This is a genomic window from Ornithinibacillus bavariensis, assembly GCF_018333235.1.
GTDB classification, from domain to species: Bacteria; Bacillota; Bacilli; order Bacillales; family Amphibacillaceae; genus Ornithinibacillus; species Ornithinibacillus bavariensis.
In genome coordinates this window covers 392,033-407,295 of record NZ_BORP01000001.1, presented here as the reverse complement: position 1 = coordinate 407,295, position 15,263 = coordinate 392,033, and the positions used below count along the sequence as shown (strand labels likewise).

The window sequence follows — 15,263 nt, the reverse complement described above, 5'->3', positions numbered from 1 at the left end:
GTCATCCTATAAGGTGAAAGGGGACGCTGTGAAGTGCTTTCATATTGGCAAATGTTTATAGAGTCAGTCTTTGGATTTTTTATCCTGTACTTTCTAACAAAAGTACTTGGAAAAACGCAAATATCGCAACTTACTCCGTTCGATTTTATTTCCGCCATTATATTAGGTGAACTAGTAGGAAGTGCTCTATTTGAGGAAAAAGCAGGTGTTCTTCACATCGGCTTTGTCATATTGATATGGGGTGGGTTAATTTATTTCGTTGAAATGATCACCCAAAAGTTTAAAAGAACACGTTTTTTATTAGAGGGGTCTCCAGAGATTATTATCCGTAAAGGTAAGCTCATTCGCGATGTAATGGCAAAAAACAAGCTTGATATTAATCAACTACAACATCTTCTTAGAGAAAAGGATGTATTTTCGTTAAAAGAAGTTGAGTATGCAATACTAGAAACAAATGGTGCTATCTCCGTATTAAAAAAATCTGATTATCAAACTCCGAACAGAAAGGATATGAAGCTTGCCCCTCAACCAGTACAGCTCTCCACTACATTAATAAATGATGGTGAAATAATTTATGATAATTTAGAGGAAAAAAATCTAACAGAGCAATGGCTAATAGAACAACTGAAAGAACAAGGTTATGATGATGTTAACGATGTCTTTTATGCAGAATATATGAAGGATGAAGATTTGCTAGTATTACCTTTCGTCAATCGGAAAAACAGGAATAAATAAAACTCCCCCTAAGGTAAAAACAATTTTTTTTCTATCTTCCTTAGGGGAAGCATATCGATATTCGCTGTTATATCATCTAGTTATTCGAGTACCTCGAACCTTCCTTTGTAAGCTTTCCTTAATTCGGATGGCCTTATTTAAGTGTAAAAAGTTATGCCTAGTCCCCGGCATTAACAGAAGACCAGCAATTGATTTCTTACCCCAATATTCAGCAATACCGCTCGCCTCAGGTAATAGCGCACATTCCTGATACAAGCGATTTACATGACTAGGTTCAACTGCCCTATTTAAATCTTCTGGTGTTAGTGCTGAAATAATGCAACGCGTTTGTAATCCTACCCTATCTCTGTAGACTAATAATTCATCTAGGTCAATGGTGGAGCTTAATCGTGCTATATCCTTGTCAACCATTTCATTCCCGCTATGATACACATGAATATTCAATTTAGATGGCCAATCTTCTAGCGTGTATACCTGTTCTTTATCAGCTACTAAAATATTCATTGTCATATCCTCTACTCTCGTTATGTGCCAAAGATGCCATGCGATGGAATTTTTAGTATCTGGGTTAGAAACCGGGAACCTTCGAAATGTTTCCACGTCTAAACCATTTAACAGATTGTCTTGTAAGGTCGAATAATTCCAGTCTAATTGATTTATTTTTGATGAATGTAACCAACTATGCTGATAATGAAACAACTGAATAGCCTCTAAATGATATTCAGATTTTTTAAGAAGTTCTCTTAATCGTTTATGATTGTTATTCCAGTCTTTACGTTGTAATTTATCGATGGCTAGCACCCCTTATTACTCTATTTTTCTAATAAGCATTAACTAACATTCAATTCTTTTATTTTCCCAAGGTATAACCTTCCCTTGCACGCTTAATATCAAAAGAAAACTCATTAAACAGTTCTCCAAAAGGAATTGTTTCTTTCTTTGCTACTTGTAGTCGATTATTACGATGATAGTGTCTTCCTAAGGCTACGCCAATTGGATAATCCTTCTCATGTGCCGCAATTAATGGATCAGCATATTCAGAATCGAATATTCTTAATAAAAAATCTGTACGTAAGATGATTTGAATTTCCCCTAAGTGAGAAAATGGACCAGCTATATTCAGATTTCTTGATTTGATAAACCCATGCCTGTCCTCTAAAGTAGTAGCTCCTGCAAGCTTATCATCAATAGCAGCAAAGGAAATATTTTTTATCCGTGATAAAATAATTGCACCAAAGCATTGAATACATGGTTCCATCGTCGAATAAATCATTGCACCAGACAGTTTTTCATAATCACTTGTTTTGACTTGAACTAATACATTCATTTCTGCATGAGCGATTCGACAATCACATAACTGTCCTTCTGGTGCAGTCAGTTCATGTACCCTATTCCTACCCTCTAGAAAAATTTCTCCTTCTGAATCAACAAGAACCGCACCAATTGGTATAGAACCATGACAATATGCTTTCCACGCTTGTAAGAAGCACCTTTTCCAGGGTTCACTTAATTCGTTCCAATTCTCCATAATATCCCCCATTATTTATTTATTTTAAATCATCTTAACATAAAGAAATAAAAAAAGGACTATCATTTTTTAGACAGTCCAGTTATAACTTTTCATTGAAAAATTGCCCAATCCCAGTAATATCGGAATAAACCCTATCCATATTTGGATAGGAGAGAATAGCCTGTTCTTCTTTAGTAGAAGGAATATGGTTTTGTTGACTCCTTTTTTCTTCCTCACTTCGAAGCTCTTCATAAGTAGATTGCAAAATGGCACGATATGATTTTTTTACAGAAGATACTGTTCTCTTTCGCGTAACCATTCGTCTTTGATAATCCGCATATTCATGTTGTTGAATTGGTAAAATATATCCCATATCCATACCTCCTCAACCTTTATTTAAAATATTCGTATTTCTCCTACAGTTTATGACTGTCCAAATAAAATTACCCTTCCATCTTCTTTTCTAATTCTCTTATCCAATACTCTATATCTCCAATTGTCTTTAGATAACGTCTATTCCATTCATCCATATCTTTTTCAAAAGCAAGCATTTTCTTTTCTGGCTGTTGAAACCATTTTTCATTCCGTTCAAGGTGCTTCTCGATAATGCCAAGATTTTTAATTAGTTTATTACGATCCATGGGGTGTTGTCCCTCCTCGCTTTAAAAAAATGCAGCTATATAAGCTGCTATGGGTATGGGATATGGTAAGTTTGTTGCTTCATATGTTAAATCCAGGAGAAAGGTCTTCTGTCGCGTTCGTCGTCTCCATCGCGTTCGACACTCACTGACTCTCTAATGCTTGACTCTAAGCGCTCCTCTTCCCTCTCACGTCTAAAGCCCCCAAAAAAAGGATCATGTCGTCTTTTCGTCTCAATAATGACATTTTCCGCTTCAATTACTAGGTCTTTAACACGAATAACCTTCTTATTTTCAGACATCTATGGTCACTCCTTCATAAGAATTTGCTCGCTATTAGTCTATGAAAACTACCCAAATGGGTATAGTCAACTGCCCTATATTTTCACTATTTTTTTCTGTAAATACGTTTTTTTTACATTAGTCGAGAATAGAATATTGTACATGTGCCCACACAATATGCCTTTATACACATATTCTATTAAAGACAATAAGTCAATAAAGTAATGAAAGGAGAAATGTTTCATGGGTTGTGGCCATGGTAGAGTAGAAGGAAGAGAAAATGATTCCTGCGTATGTGAGATTCTTCGCGATATTGTCGATGCTCAAAACGATGTATTTGAAAACTGCTGCGAAACTAGCTGCGAACAATCAATCAATGATTTATTAGGCGAAACAAATCCTGGAAACGGATTGGATACAGTTCCTGTAATCCTATATTGTGCAGGTGACTGTAAGCCGTTTAAAGGATTTGGGGCGAAACGTGGTAACGGGTTAGGTACAATTGGCGACATAAAAGCAAGCTTCATTTTCCGTGTGAAGAGTGTAACAGAAGAATGCTGTGCGGTTCTAGAATTATTGCTTGATCCAGATGACCAATGTGATTGCGAGCACTTAAAAGATCCTTGCGATCAAGAAACTGATAATCTACAAAACACTGGCATTTGTATCACGGTAGACCTAGATTGCTTCTGTCATGTAACTTGCTTACCAGCTATTAGTGTATTTGATTGATTAGATTATACACCATGGAAAGCTCGACTTTCCATGGTGTCATTTTTTTAAAAGCCTATAAGCTGAATTCCCTTAACATCCTTAATACTAATACTAGTAGTCGGCATCCTACGACCTACCTGCATTATAATATGGTCTTCTTGAAAATCCTTGATAATCCCTCGATATTTCTTTTCCTCTGTAATAACTTCACATCGCATTCTTGGTAAATGATTTGGTGTATTGATGAAATACATCACCTTTTCCAGAATTGACATGTCTCTAAATTTCTTTTTTTCATTATTATCTTTATTATCCTGTGGTTCTATCGGTATAGGTGATTCTGATGGTTCTGCTGGTGTACTATTTCCAGTTAAATCCTTGTTACTTGTATTCTGTGCTGAGTTAGCAAGATCATTTGCATTTGGGGGAGCTTCTTTTAAGTCATGTACAATATCCTTTGATATAGCACTTATATTCGTTCGTTGTTTCGTTGGCTTCGGATATTTTTTTACCGGTTTCTGGACAGACTCTATCTTGTCTTCCTTTTTAGGTGTTCTATACGTATGTTGCATAGGGGCACTTGGTCTAATAACAGTTGGTTGATGAATATACATTAATGGCTCATTCGCAAACTTACTACGTTTTGTCACGATATACTTTCTCCTCTCTAGAACATTGATCAACATAGTATATGAACGAGGAAAATGAATTGTGTTATTTGCCTATTAGATCATTTTAGATGCTGAGAGAATAATTTTATGTAAATAGCAGCCATCTTGTTTTTTCTATTTTAGCTTAGAGATATCCTCAAGCCTTTCTCCCGTATTTTTTTACGTCTTTAACTACAGATGATTTTTTCCGGCTTCATGAATATCATTCTCTGGATTAGATCTTTATCTAAAGAAATACAAAAAAGCCCCTCATCACTTTGAAGGACTTTCCTTTTTCATATACAAAATAGTTACTAACTACAATAACAAATTCATAAAGGTAGTTGCTAAACCAAAATATATTAATACAGAAATAATATCATTAATTGTTGTAATGAATGGTCCTGATGCTACTGCTGGATCAATTTTCATCCGATACATAACAAGTGGAATTAAGGAACCAGCTAAGGTCGCGATAACTAAGGTAGTCATAATAGATAGGCCAACTAGTAAGCCTAGGTACAGGTTATGTTGCCAGAGGAAAATCACGATAGCGATAATAATGCCACAAACTGTTCCTGTAATTAAGCCGGTACCTGCTTCACGAAGAATTAACTTTAATTTACCATCTTCCTCATACTCACCTGTCGCAAGACCTCTTACAGCTACCGCTAATGCTTGGGTTCCTGTATTTCCTGCCATTCCGCCTATCAATGGAATAAAAATGGAAAGAATTGTCACCTTACTTAGAGTTTCTTCAAATTGCCCTATCAAACTTGCGGTCAACATTCCTAGAAATAATAATATAATTAACCATGGCAACCGCTTCTTTGCAGCGATGAATGGGTTTGTATCAGGCCGATCTACATCAGAGATACCTGCCAATTTAGAATAATCCTCACTTGCTTCTTCATCAATGACATCTAAAATATCGTCTACGGTAATAATTCCTATTAGATGACGCTGAAAATCTACAACGGGTACCGCTAGAAAGTCGTAGTCACGCATCATCTTTGCTACATCTTCTTGATTTTCTGCAACCGACACATTGAATACATTCTCATTCATGATGGATTCTATATTCGTTTCATCATCTGATATAATTAAGTCACGTAAAGACAGTACACCGACTAATTTTTTGTCATCGTCTATGACATATAAATAATAAATTGTTTCTGCATCTGGCCCATCTTTTTTTAATTGAGCCATTGTATCTTTTACCGTTTGAGTTTTATAAACGGAGATATACTCCGTTGTCATAATACTACCCGCTGTTTTTTCTTCGTAATGGAGTAAATCCTTAATCTCATCTGCTTCTTCTACGTCCATAATCGTTAAGAAGCTTACCACCTTGTCTTTCTCCATCTCATTCAAAATATCTACGGCATCATCTGTGGCCATTTCAGCAAAAATCATCGATGCAAATCGTGGATCCATTTCAGAAAAGAAGATTTGTGCGTCTTCTAATTCGATATGCTCCATAATCCCAGCAACTTCTTCAGGTGAAAGATAGCTATAAATACGCATTCGATGGGTTGCTTCTACTTCCATGAAAAATTTTGCCTGATCATAGGGGTGTAAATCCAAAAAGTATTCTCTAAATCCTTCTAGATTTTCATCGGTGAGAAATTGTTTGATTTTTACTATGTTTTCAACTTTTAGCTCTTCCATATTTTCCATGGCGCAACCTCCTTCATATTTACTATAATAGTTATACCATACCCCAACAAATTGTTCAGCTAACATTTGAATTAAATGGTATAATAATATAATGCTTTTAAAACTTAAAAAAAAGCAGGAAATCGTGTAAACTTATATATGATAAGAATAAATAGAAAGTAATGATACAAAATGAATACTAATAAAAATAACATTGATTATACATTAATTTCAATTATATTGCTTTTAGGCGTTGTTAGTGTTTTTACAATTGCTACAGTAGAGCCCACACTTCCCGCGAAATTAGCAGAGCAGCATTTTCTTTTAAAACAAATCATTTGGTATATTGGTGGGGGCATTATTATTGCCCTCATTATGTTAATCGATTACGATCGTTTCCGCCAGTTAACTTGGATATTCTACGGAATTGGAATGATTATGCTACTCATGCTCTTTTTTCGGTTTCCAGGAAGTATTATTATTGAAGCCAATAATGCTGTGAGCTGGATTGCTTTCCCTTTGCTTGGTACAATCCAACCTGCAGAATTTATGAAGGTTATATTAGTATTAGCCTTTGCGCACGTTATGTACAGCCATAATAATAAGGTTGTGGAACAAACGGCTAAGAGTGATCTTTGGTTACTTGCTAAAATGGTTCTATTGGCTCTACCTCCTATGGCATTAATTGCAGTACAACCAGATTTAGGTGGTTTCCTTGTTCTATGTGCTATAGCTGGAGCAATGATTCTAGTCTCAGGTATACGTTGGCGTCTAATATTTTTCATTCTATTAGTTGGGCTTGGAGTAATGGGAATTATCATTGCTGCTTACTTTATTTTTCCAGATACTGTTGCTGTCTTTCTGAATGAATCCGTCTTTAAACACGTAACCAGCAGATTTTATGGGTGGATTTATCCCGAACAATATTCAGATTCTGGATTCCAGCTACTTCGTGCAAAAATGGCCATCGGTTCGGGGCAACTTTTTGGTAAAGGCATTGAAGGAATGCAAGTTTCTGTTCCCGAACGTCAAACTGACATGATTTTCACCGCTATAGCTGAACAATTCGGTTTTATCGGCTCTAGTATAGTTGTTACCTTATTTTTCTTGTTAATTTATCGACTAATCCATATTGCCATCCAAAGTAACGATAGCTATGGAAGCTATATTGTTACTGGAATCGTCGGCATGTTTTCCTATCAAATCTTCCAAAATATCGGAATGTCTATTCAGCTTTTACCAATCACTGGACTTCCACTACCTTTCTTAAGCTATGGGGGAAGTTCGACATTAACGTATCTTATTGCAATTGGTTTAGTACTCAATATCCATTCTAGAACGAAGAAATATATGTTTGAATAAGCGAGAATAGCACATACTATTCTCGCTTTTCATATAGAGGAGGCTACTGGAATGAAAATTGATGTTATAGGTGATGTGCATGGTTGTTATGAAGAACTTTGTATGCTCTTTGAAAAATTAGGCTATCGTAAAGAACAAAGAATTTATTTACATCCAGATGGAAGAATTCCTGTATTTGTTGGAGATATAACTGACAGAGGCCCTGCTTCACTACAAGTTATCCAGCTCGTTTATGAAATGGTTGTAACTCAGAGGGTTGCTAAATATGTACCAGGAAATCACTGTAATAAGCTTTATCGATTCTTTTTAGGTAATAAAGTAAAACAACAGCATGGACTTGAAACAACCGTAGCAGAATTTGAGCAACTTAATCCGAAAGCGAAGTCCAATATACGGCAACAGTTCATCCAGCTATATGAAGAGGCCCCACTTTATTTACAATTGAAAGAAGTAAATGCTGTTGTTGCACATGCAGGAATAAAAAAGCGTTATATAGGACGTTACGATAACAAGGTTAAGACCTTTGTTCTATATGGGGATATAACTGGTGAATTTGATGCAAAAGGTAAGCCTATCCGTCGTGATTGGGCACAGAAATATGATGGAGATACATGGATTGTATATGGCCATACTCCTGTTCTAAAGCCAAGAATCGTACGGAAAACGATTAATATTGATACAGGATGTGTATTCGGTAATATGCTTACCGCTTTTCGGCTACCTGAAGAAACTACTGTCTCTGTTCCATCGAATCAACCGTTTGTCGAGGAAAAATTTAAATCCTTTCCAATTAATTAATTTTTAACTGGAAAGGATTTTCTTCATATCGTCAGGTATTTCACTAGTAAATGCTAGCCATTCTTTTGTTTCAGGATGTTCAAATTGAAGCTCACAACTATGTAATGCTTGACGATTGATTTTATCCAAGCTTCCACCGTATAGGTCATCGCCAGCTAGTGGATATCCTATATACGAGAAGTGCACCCGAATCTGATGTGTTCTCCCAGTTTCTAGTTGAATAGCAACTAAGGCATATTGTCCGTCATCTTTAACAACTTCATAATTGGTAATAGCGCTCTGTCCATCCTCGCGTACTGTTCTTTCGATTATGGAATCAGCTTTCCGCCCAATATTTGCATGAATAACACCTTTAGTCGGTTTTGGAACTCCTTCCACAATTGCAATATATTTTCGTTTTACCCGACCTTGTTTTTGTCCAATCGATAATTTAGAGTGACTATAGCGATGCTTAGCAATTAGTAATAAACCAGAAGTGTCTCGATCCAATCTGGTAACAACATGTACCGTATAGGGTAGTCCCTGCTTTGCATAATGAAATAATACCGCATTTGCAATGGTTCCTGTTTGATGATGTAATGACGGAATCGTTGCCATTCCTGCTGGTTTGTCTAGTACAAGTACAAAGTCATCCTCATATACAATTTGAATGGGAATATCATCTGGGAGCATATGATTCCCTTTCTTTTCATCAGGAAACTTAACTGTTATCCTATCACCATGTTTAAGCTTGTATCGTAACGTAGCAGATTTACCATTAACCAATATCTCTCCACCATCGGATATAATGCTTTTTAGAATTCGTCTAGAGAAGCCCTGTTCTTCACGTAAAAAGTCACGTAAAATCATTACATTTTCTTTTTCAAAGGTCCATTTCATGAATACGCTCACCTTTTGTCCTGAATAAATGAGTCGCGCACTCGATTCCAAAAAGGAAACGGTCTAAATCTCGCAAAACGAATTTTTTCCTTTGCTACCCGACATTGAATAGACTTTACATTGGTGTAGTTGTGTGTAATATGGTCTATCGTAATCAGAAAACTCCGATCCACCAAAGGCTTTAATAGGCATGTATGATGCTTTGGTAGAATAAGTGGTGATCCAATCGTTCTGAACACTCGATTATTGATGGATGCCATTTCTGTTAATTGAATTGCTTCAAGAGAAGGGTGTATAATCCCCCCACCAAGTGACTTATTATAGGCAGTGCTCCCAGATGGGGTAGAGATACATAAGCCGTCACCTCTAAAGGTCTCAAACCGTTCTCCTTTTATATCGACATCGAATACAACAGATCCCTCCGTTGTTTTTATCGTTGCTTCATTTAATGCTAGAAAGGAATCCACTTGACTACCAGTTTTAGAACGAATGATTACCTCTAGTAAAGGGTACTCTACGATTTGGTAAGGAGTTTTAGCTATTTCAATTACTAACTTTTCTAGCTCCTCTGGTACATAATCAGCGTAAAAGCCTAAGTGTCCTGTATGAATACCAATAAAAGCAGTCTGGTTCAATCGATTTTGATACCGATGAAATGCTTCAAGAAATGTTCCATCTCCCCCAACTGAAATAACTAAATCTGGTTCCTCTTTATTATAATTTAGATTAAAATCAATTAAATGCTGCTTCATTTTTAACTTAATTTGATTCGATCTGTCGTCACCTTTAGAAACTATTTTAAAATTCATATTCTACCCCACCCTATTACTGCAATGTTTTCTATTTCCGATAAAAGATACGCTGTGCTTCCTGGATTTCAGTCTTAATTTTTGACATTTCCTCATCTAGCATAAAGGCTGCTTCTGCAGCAAGATGTAGCCTAGCTTTAATCTCAGCTGGAATCCTACCCTTATATTTGTAATTTAGTGAATGTTCATTCGTTGCCCAGAAATTCATAGCTAATGTTCGAATCTGGATTTCCGCAAGTACAACCTTATTTCCGTGTATCGTTTCGACGGGATACTCAATAATCATATGATAAGATCTGTACCCACTCTCTTTTTCGTTAGCTATATAGTCCTTCTCCTCAATAATGGTAAAGTCTTGTCTTGATCTAAGCATATCAACCACTGTATAAATATCATCTACAAATTGACAAACAACACGAACACCAGCTATGTCCTGGATATCCGTCTCAATTCGATCAAGTGGAATCTGTCTCTTTTCTGCTTTCTCTAGAATACTTTTTACAGGCTTAACACGTGCCGTAATAAATTCAATTGGCGAATGTCTAGCTTCATATTCAAACTGGGCTCTCATTCCCTTTAATTTTACCTTTAATTCTTCTACTACCTGTGTGTATGGCGCAAGTATTGCTTCCCAATTCATCAAAACACCACCTAGTTAAATACATGATTCGTCCTTATTCTACCATAATTATAATGGATATTCTTTGCATATTTCCAATTCATTGGCCATAATCAATATAATTACCGATTTTGTCGGAGGTTACCATGACACAGGAAATAGAAATTGAATTTAAAAACCTTTTAACCAAACAAGAGTATTTAAAATTGTTGAACCACCTTCCGTTTCCAAAGGATGGGCAAAAACAAATTAATCATTATTTTGAAACGATTGACTTTAAATTAAGGGAACAAAATTCAGCACTGCGGATACGAGAAAAAAATGGAACTTACCAGCTTACATTAAAGGAGCCACATCAGGATGGTTTATTAGAAACACACGATGACTTAACCCAAATGGAAGCAATGCAGTGGATGAACGGGAATCCTATTGCTAAATTGTCCACAAGTAAACGGCTATTGGAATTAGGAATAAGAGTTGAAGAATTGAAACCATTTGGTAATTTGACAACCATTCGGAGAGAGTATAAAGAAGATGGGATTATCTTTGTCTTAGATCAGAGTTTCTATCATAATCAAGAAGACTATGAATTAGAAATTGAAGCAAATAATCACAACTCTGGTTTACAGGCAATAAATAAAGTATTAAACGATTGGAATATTACTAAAAAAGATACACCCAATAAGATTGCTCGCTTTTTCATGAGTCTCCCGTAGCCTGCTCATCCAATCAGATAATTTGCTCATGTATATTTAATGTTGCTAAAATGTAAACAAATATTAAAGGAGTAAATTACGATGACACCAGGAACAATATATGAAGCAATTGGTGGACTTGAAACAATAGATAAATTAGTTACAGCTTTTTATAAACGTGTTGCAAAACATCCCTTACTGATCCCGATTTTCCCAGAGGATTTAACAGAGACAGCAAGAAAACAAAGTCTGTTCCTAACCCAATTTTTTGGTGGACCAAGACTTTATTCAGAGGAACGGGGACATCCAATGATGCGTCGTCGACATTTACCATTTGAAATTACACCATCAAGAAGAGATGCCTGGTTAGAATGTATGGCCGAAGCTTTGACAGAAGCTCAAATCGAAGAACCTTATCTTACAGCTATATTTGAAAAATTGACCATGACGGCTAATCATATGATGAATACACCTGAACCATAGAAAGGAGAATCAATGTGAGTTGGGAACGCACTGTGCTAATGAACTCACAGAAAGAAAACACATCGCCCGAATATAGTTGTTTTACAGCAAAAAAACCGATAGAAATATACGTATTTATTGATCCTATGTGTCCTGAATGCTGGTCACTTGAACCATATTTAAAAAAGCTTTCTATAGAGTATGGCAGGTTATTTACACTACGCCCCATTATTTCCGGCTCATCCAAACCGCTAAATCATGGAAATTTTGATCGACCAAAGAAGTTAAAAGAGATTTGGGAAAGAACTGCTTCCAGAACAGGTATGAGCTGTGATGGTGATTTGTGGATAGAAAATCCCATTCACTCTCCAATTACTGCTTATTTAGCGATAAAAGCAGCGGAATTGCAAGGGCTTCGTTATGGCAAAGCTTTTTTACGAAAGGTACAAGAGTATTTATTTCTAAAAAAGAAAAATATTTCGGATGAGTCGGTGCTGATGGAGTGCGCTAAAGCAGTAAAGCTTGATTTACAAGAGTTTAAAGCTGATTTATACGCTGTCTCAGCAAAAAAAGCACTACAATGTGACATTAAACTAGCCCATGAAATGGAAATAGATTATATGCCTACGATGGTTTTCTTTCATAAAAATATTGAGGAGCAAGGAATCAAAATATCTGGACTCTATCCTTATGATATTTATGTACGTGTATTAAGTGAAATGTTAGATCACACACCAATCCCATCTCAACATCCGCCACTTGAAAGCTTCGTTCGACATTATGAGGTTGTTGCTTCCAAGGAAATATCTGTTGTTTATAATTGGTCTATTGAAAAAGCCGAAAGAGAAATGAAGAAGCTTCAATTAAAACAACTAGTTGAAAAAATACCAGCTAAACATGGTACCTTTTGGCAGTATGTTGGGGAAAAAAATAGCCATCATTAGTATGTTATTGTAGAGCCAAGGGAGTCTCCCATTGGTTCTTTATTATTTTAAGCACGATTAAAAACTAAAAACAAATAAAAAAAACAGGATATACGGGGCAGCGTATATCCTTATTTTCTCTTTTCTTTGTATATAAACAAAGGGGGATGGGAGAAAGTTTCATGATCAAACAAAGGGGTTTTGTTTGTGATTCATCTCACATATATAATATATCAAGCTAAAAGGAATTTTTCAATGACTTTGCTCATCAGTTCATAAATCTGTCACTTCTAATCCATATTCCTGTAACATATACATTTAAAAGACTACTATGCTTTAAAGAAGGAGGCTCGACCCATGCGTGAGTTATTACCCTATCTATTTATTATCATAACGTTTTTTGCTTTTCTATTAAATTTATTCGGGCTAATGAAGCTCATTCCCCTCTACTTTACACTACCAATATTATTCTTCTGTATTTACTTTACTATCTTCTTGTTCGCGCATCGAAATAAATATCGTGGGAGAATGCGGTAGAGTTTATTTGGATAAATTTAAATAAATCTATTGGGAATCTCAGAAATAGGGGGATATTCCAAATTTCCAGCTAGCCCACAATTTCTGAAATTATCAATTACCTAAATTGAAAAAGGATGACACGTAGTCATCCTTTTCTATTATTTATGCAATAATAACTGTTCCATTTCATTCAGCTTTTCTTCAAACACATCTAATGCATCCAAGATAGGTTGTTTTGAAGTCATATCGACACCAGCTTTTTTCAATACTTCAATTGGATAGTCACTGCTTCCTGCTTTTAGGAAGTTTAAGTAACGATCAACTGCTCCTTCTTCACCAGATAGGATTTTACTAGCCAAAGCTGTTGCTGCTGAGTATCCAGTTGCATATTGGTAGACATAGTAGTTGTAATAAAAATGAGGAATTCTTGCCCACTCTAGTCCGATTTCTTCATCTGATACAACATCTTCTCCAAAATACTTTTTATTTAAATCATAGTAAATGCTTGTTAAATAATCAGCAGTTAATGCTTCCCCTTCCTGTGCACGCTTATGAATTTCATGTTCAAATTCAGCAAACATTGTTTGACGGAATAAGGTCGCACGGAATCCTTCTAAGAAATGGTTTAGTAAATATAGCTTTTGTTTTTCGTCTTCTATTGTTTTTAACATATAATCATTTAATAATGCTTCATTGGTAGTGGAAGCAACTTCAGCAACAAAAATAGAATAGTTTCCATAACGGTATGGTTGGAATTTTCTTGTAAAATAACTGTGAACAGAATGGCCAAGCTCATGAACGAGAGTAAATAGATCATTAACTCGATCCTGCCAGTTTAATAAGATGTACGGATTTGTGCCATATGCTCCTGAAGAATAAGCACCACTACGTTTTCCTTTATTTTCTTCTACATCAATCCAACGATTAGAAAAGCTCTCTTTTAGAACTTCATCATACTCCTCGCCAAGAACCTTTAAGCTATCAAACACATATTGCTGAGCTTCATCATAAGGGATTTCCATATCGACATCTTGAACTAAAGGTGCATACATATCATACATATGAACCTCATCAATACCTAGTACCTCTTTACGAAGCTTAGCGTAGCGATGTAATAATGGTAAGCGCTCATTTACAGCCTCAACAAGATTATCATAAACCGTCTCCGGGATATTGTTACTATCCAAAGCAGCCTGTCTTGCTGAATCATAATGATGCACTTTAGCATCAAAATTATGTGCTTTAACCGTTCCACCTAAAGTGGAAGCAAACGTATTTTTAAATTGACCATATGTTGTATACATTGCTTCAAATGCATCTTTTCTTACACGACGGTCCTTTGATTCTAAAAATGTTCCATAGCGACCATGTGTTAAATCAACTTCTTCTCCCTTTTCATTCTTTATACTAGGGAATTTCAAATCAGCATTGTTTAACATACTAAAGGTCTGTGAACCAGTTGATAATGCCTCAGAGGCTTCTGCTAATAGTGCTTCCTCTGTTTCACTTAACACATGCTTTCGCTGTCTCAATATTTCATTCAATACATGCTCATAGAGTCTTAGTTCTTCCTTTTCTGCTAAAAAACCTTTTATTTCAGCTTCATCTGCTTTTAATATCTCTGGGACTAAAAAACTCATCGAACTTTGTGCTAGTGTAAGAATACTTTCTGCTTTAGCATTCACTGCTTGATAAAAGGAATTAGTAGTATCTTGATCATAGCGCATATGCGCATATGTATAAAGTTTTCCTAGTCTTTCCGATAGCTCATCTTGAAGCTTTAATACACTGTAAAGTGAATCAGCAGTATCCGCTACCTTCCCCTGATATTCTGTAATTTTAGGAATTTCTCCTTTTAAGCTATTAAGCTCTTCCTCCCACTCTGTGTCCGTAGCGAAGATATCCTCTAATCTCCATGTACGTTCAACAGGTACTTCATTTCTTGATTGAAGTTCTTTCGCCTGCTTTGCCAAATTTGTTCCTCCTTTATCATTCTTTCTATAAATAGT

The 15,263-nt window shown here is 35.8% G+C and carries 19 protein-coding genes; 8 read left to right on the top strand and 11 right to left on the bottom strand.

From position 1 onward, the window contains the following. Positions 1–33 precede the first annotated feature (33 nt). Positions 34–735 (top strand): YetF domain-containing protein, encoded by a 702-nt coding sequence (locus KI338_RS02050; RefSeq protein ID WP_212919302.1) that lies wholly within the window; start codon positions 34–36, stop codon positions 733–735. Positions 736–807: 72 nt separating this feature from the next. Here the strand turns inward: KI338_RS02050 and KI338_RS02045 are convergent, their stop codons facing one another. The 5 genes from KI338_RS02045 to KI338_RS02025 form a co-directional block, all read right to left on the bottom strand. After that, positions 808–1,536 (bottom strand): DinB family protein, encoded by a 729-nt coding sequence (locus KI338_RS02045; protein WP_244853289.1) that lies wholly within the window; start codon positions 1,534–1,536, stop codon positions 808–810. 49 nt (positions 1,537–1,585) lie between these two features. Next, entirely contained in the window at positions 1,586–2,263 is a 678-nt protein-coding gene (locus KI338_RS02040; protein ID WP_212919301.1) for a nucleoside deaminase, read from the bottom strand. Between the two features lie 82 nt (positions 2,264–2,345). After that, a complete protein-coding gene (locus tag KI338_RS02035; protein ID WP_212919300.1) occupies positions 2,346–2,618 on the bottom strand; it encodes a hypothetical protein in 273 nt (90 codons plus the stop codon). A 70-nt stretch (positions 2,619–2,688) separates the two neighbouring features. Next, the gene (locus KI338_RS02030; RefSeq protein ID WP_212919299.1) at positions 2,689–2,886 is read right to left on the bottom strand and encodes a hypothetical protein; all 198 of its coding nucleotides are present in this window, start codon (positions 2,884–2,886) and stop codon (positions 2,689–2,691) included. An 86-nt stretch (positions 2,887–2,972) separates the two neighbouring features. Then, a complete protein-coding gene (locus KI338_RS02025) occupies positions 2,973–3,185 on the bottom strand; it encodes a hypothetical protein (RefSeq protein WP_212920068.1) in 213 nt (70 codons plus the stop codon). Positions 3,186–3,408: 223 nt separating this feature from the next. Here KI338_RS02025 and KI338_RS02020 point away from each other — a divergent pair, with 223 nt between their 5' ends. Beyond that, the gene (locus KI338_RS02020) at positions 3,409–3,897 is read left to right on the top strand and encodes a CotY/CotZ family spore coat protein (protein ID WP_212919298.1); all 489 of its coding nucleotides are present in this window, start codon (positions 3,409–3,411) and stop codon (positions 3,895–3,897) included. Between the two features lie 47 nt (positions 3,898–3,944). Here the strand turns inward: KI338_RS02020 and KI338_RS02015 are convergent, their stop codons facing one another. Then, complete coding sequence (locus KI338_RS02015; protein WP_212919297.1) at positions 3,945–4,529, bottom strand: CotO family spore coat protein; 585 nt, start codon at positions 4,527–4,529, stop codon at positions 3,945–3,947. Positions 4,530–4,847: 318 nt separating this feature from the next. Continuing rightward, a complete protein-coding gene (mgtE, locus tag KI338_RS02010; protein WP_212919296.1) occupies positions 4,848–6,209 on the bottom strand; it encodes a magnesium transporter in 1,362 nt (453 codons plus the stop codon). A gap of 171 nt (positions 6,210–6,380) precedes the next feature. Between mgtE and KI338_RS02005 the strand changes: the two genes are divergently transcribed. Then, a complete protein-coding gene (locus KI338_RS02005) occupies positions 6,381–7,550 on the top strand; it encodes an FtsW/RodA/SpoVE family cell cycle protein (protein WP_212919295.1) in 1,170 nt (389 codons plus the stop codon). A gap of 51 nt (positions 7,551–7,601) precedes the next feature. Next, complete coding sequence (gene prpE / locus KI338_RS02000; RefSeq protein ID WP_212919294.1) at positions 7,602–8,348, top strand: bis(5'-nucleosyl)-tetraphosphatase PrpE; 747 nt, start codon at positions 7,602–7,604, stop codon at positions 8,346–8,348. Between the two features lie 3 nt (positions 8,349–8,351). Here prpE and KI338_RS01995 read toward each other — a convergent pair whose 3' ends face one another. Genes KI338_RS01995 through yjbM form a run of 3 tightly spaced genes read right to left on the bottom strand, consistent with a single transcriptional unit; the run spans position 8,352 to position 10,676 of the window. Continuing rightward, on the bottom strand, positions 8,352–9,227 hold the full coding sequence (locus KI338_RS01995) for an RluA family pseudouridine synthase (RefSeq protein WP_212919293.1): 876 nt from the start codon (positions 9,225–9,227) through the stop codon (positions 8,352–8,354). An 8-nt stretch (positions 9,228–9,235) separates the two neighbouring features. Further along, positions 9,236–10,036, bottom strand: coding sequence for an NAD kinase (locus KI338_RS01990; protein ID WP_212919292.1), 801 nt, complete (start codon positions 10,034–10,036; stop codon positions 9,236–9,238). Positions 10,037–10,067: 31 nt separating this feature from the next. Then, positions 10,068–10,676 (bottom strand): GTP diphosphokinase, encoded by a 609-nt coding sequence (gene yjbM / locus KI338_RS01985; protein ID WP_212919291.1) that lies wholly within the window; start codon positions 10,674–10,676, stop codon positions 10,068–10,070. Between the two features lie 125 nt (positions 10,677–10,801). Between yjbM and KI338_RS01980 the strand changes: the two genes are divergently transcribed. From KI338_RS01980 to KI338_RS17960, 4 genes are all read left to right on the top strand, one after another. Then, a complete protein-coding gene (locus KI338_RS01980; RefSeq protein ID WP_212919290.1) occupies positions 10,802–11,371 on the top strand; it encodes a CYTH domain-containing protein in 570 nt (189 codons plus the stop codon). Positions 11,372–11,452: 81 nt separating this feature from the next. After that, entirely contained in the window at positions 11,453–11,833 is a 381-nt protein-coding gene (locus KI338_RS01975) for a globin domain-containing protein (protein WP_212919289.1), read from the top strand. 14 nt (positions 11,834–11,847) lie between these two features. Further along, the gene (locus tag KI338_RS01970; protein WP_280530716.1) at positions 11,848–12,756 is read left to right on the top strand and encodes a ClpXP adapter SpxH family protein; all 909 of its coding nucleotides are present in this window, start codon (positions 11,848–11,850) and stop codon (positions 12,754–12,756) included. A gap of 336 nt (positions 12,757–13,092) precedes the next feature. After that, positions 13,093–13,272 (top strand): hypothetical protein, encoded by a 180-nt coding sequence (locus KI338_RS17960; RefSeq protein WP_488168369.1) that lies wholly within the window; start codon positions 13,093–13,095, stop codon positions 13,270–13,272. 140 nt (positions 13,273–13,412) lie between these two features. On the opposite strand, the gene pepF is transcribed toward KI338_RS17960, so the two are convergent. Beyond that, a complete protein-coding gene (gene pepF / locus KI338_RS01965; protein WP_212919288.1) occupies positions 13,413–15,227 on the bottom strand; it encodes an oligoendopeptidase F in 1,815 nt (604 codons plus the stop codon). Positions 15,228–15,263 lie beyond the last annotated feature (36 nt).

Bases quoted from the DNA above. Each gene is read 5' to 3' on its own strand.
- KI338_RS02025 (WP_212920068.1), bottom strand. From the start codon at position 3,185: ATGTCTGAAAATAAGAAGGTTATTCGTGTTAAAGACCTAGTAATTGAA.
- KI338_RS01980 (WP_212919290.1), top strand. From the start codon at position 10,802: ATGACACAGGAAATAGAAATTGAATTTAAAAACCTTTTAACCAAACAA.
- prpE (WP_212919294.1), top strand. From the start codon at position 7,602: ATGAAAATTGATGTTATAGGTGATGTGCATGGTTGTTATGAAGAACTT.
- KI338_RS01975 (WP_212919289.1), top strand. From the start codon at position 11,453: ATGACACCAGGAACAATATATGAAGCAATTGGTGGACTTGAAACAATA.
- yjbM (WP_212919291.1), bottom strand. From the start codon at position 10,676: ATGAATTGGGAAGCAATACTTGCGCCATACACACAGGTAGTAGAAGAA.
- KI338_RS02005 (WP_212919295.1), top strand. From the start codon at position 6,381: ATGAATACTAATAAAAATAACATTGATTATACATTAATTTCAATTATA.
- KI338_RS02035 (WP_212919300.1), bottom strand. From the start codon at position 2,618: ATGGGATATATTTTACCAATTCAACAACATGAATATGCGGATTATCAA.
- KI338_RS02020 (WP_212919298.1), top strand. From the start codon at position 3,409: ATGGGTTGTGGCCATGGTAGAGTAGAAGGAAGAGAAAATGATTCCTGC.
- KI338_RS01995 (WP_212919293.1), bottom strand. From the start codon at position 9,227: ATGAAATGGACCTTTGAAAAAGAAAATGTAATGATTTTACGTGACTTT.
- KI338_RS02030 (WP_212919299.1), bottom strand. From the start codon at position 2,886: ATGGATCGTAATAAACTAATTAAAAATCTTGGCATTATCGAGAAGCAC.
- KI338_RS01990 (WP_212919292.1), bottom strand. From the start codon at position 10,036: ATGAATTTTAAAATAGTTTCTAAAGGTGACGACAGATCGAATCAAATT.
- KI338_RS17960 (WP_488168369.1), top strand. From the start codon at position 13,093: ATGCGTGAGTTATTACCCTATCTATTTATTATCATAACGTTTTTTGCT.
- mgtE (WP_212919296.1), bottom strand. From the start codon at position 6,209: ATGGAAAATATGGAAGAGCTAAAAGTTGAAAACATAGTAAAAATCAAA.
- KI338_RS02040 (WP_212919301.1), bottom strand. From the start codon at position 2,263: ATGGAGAATTGGAACGAATTAAGTGAACCCTGGAAAAGGTGCTTCTTA.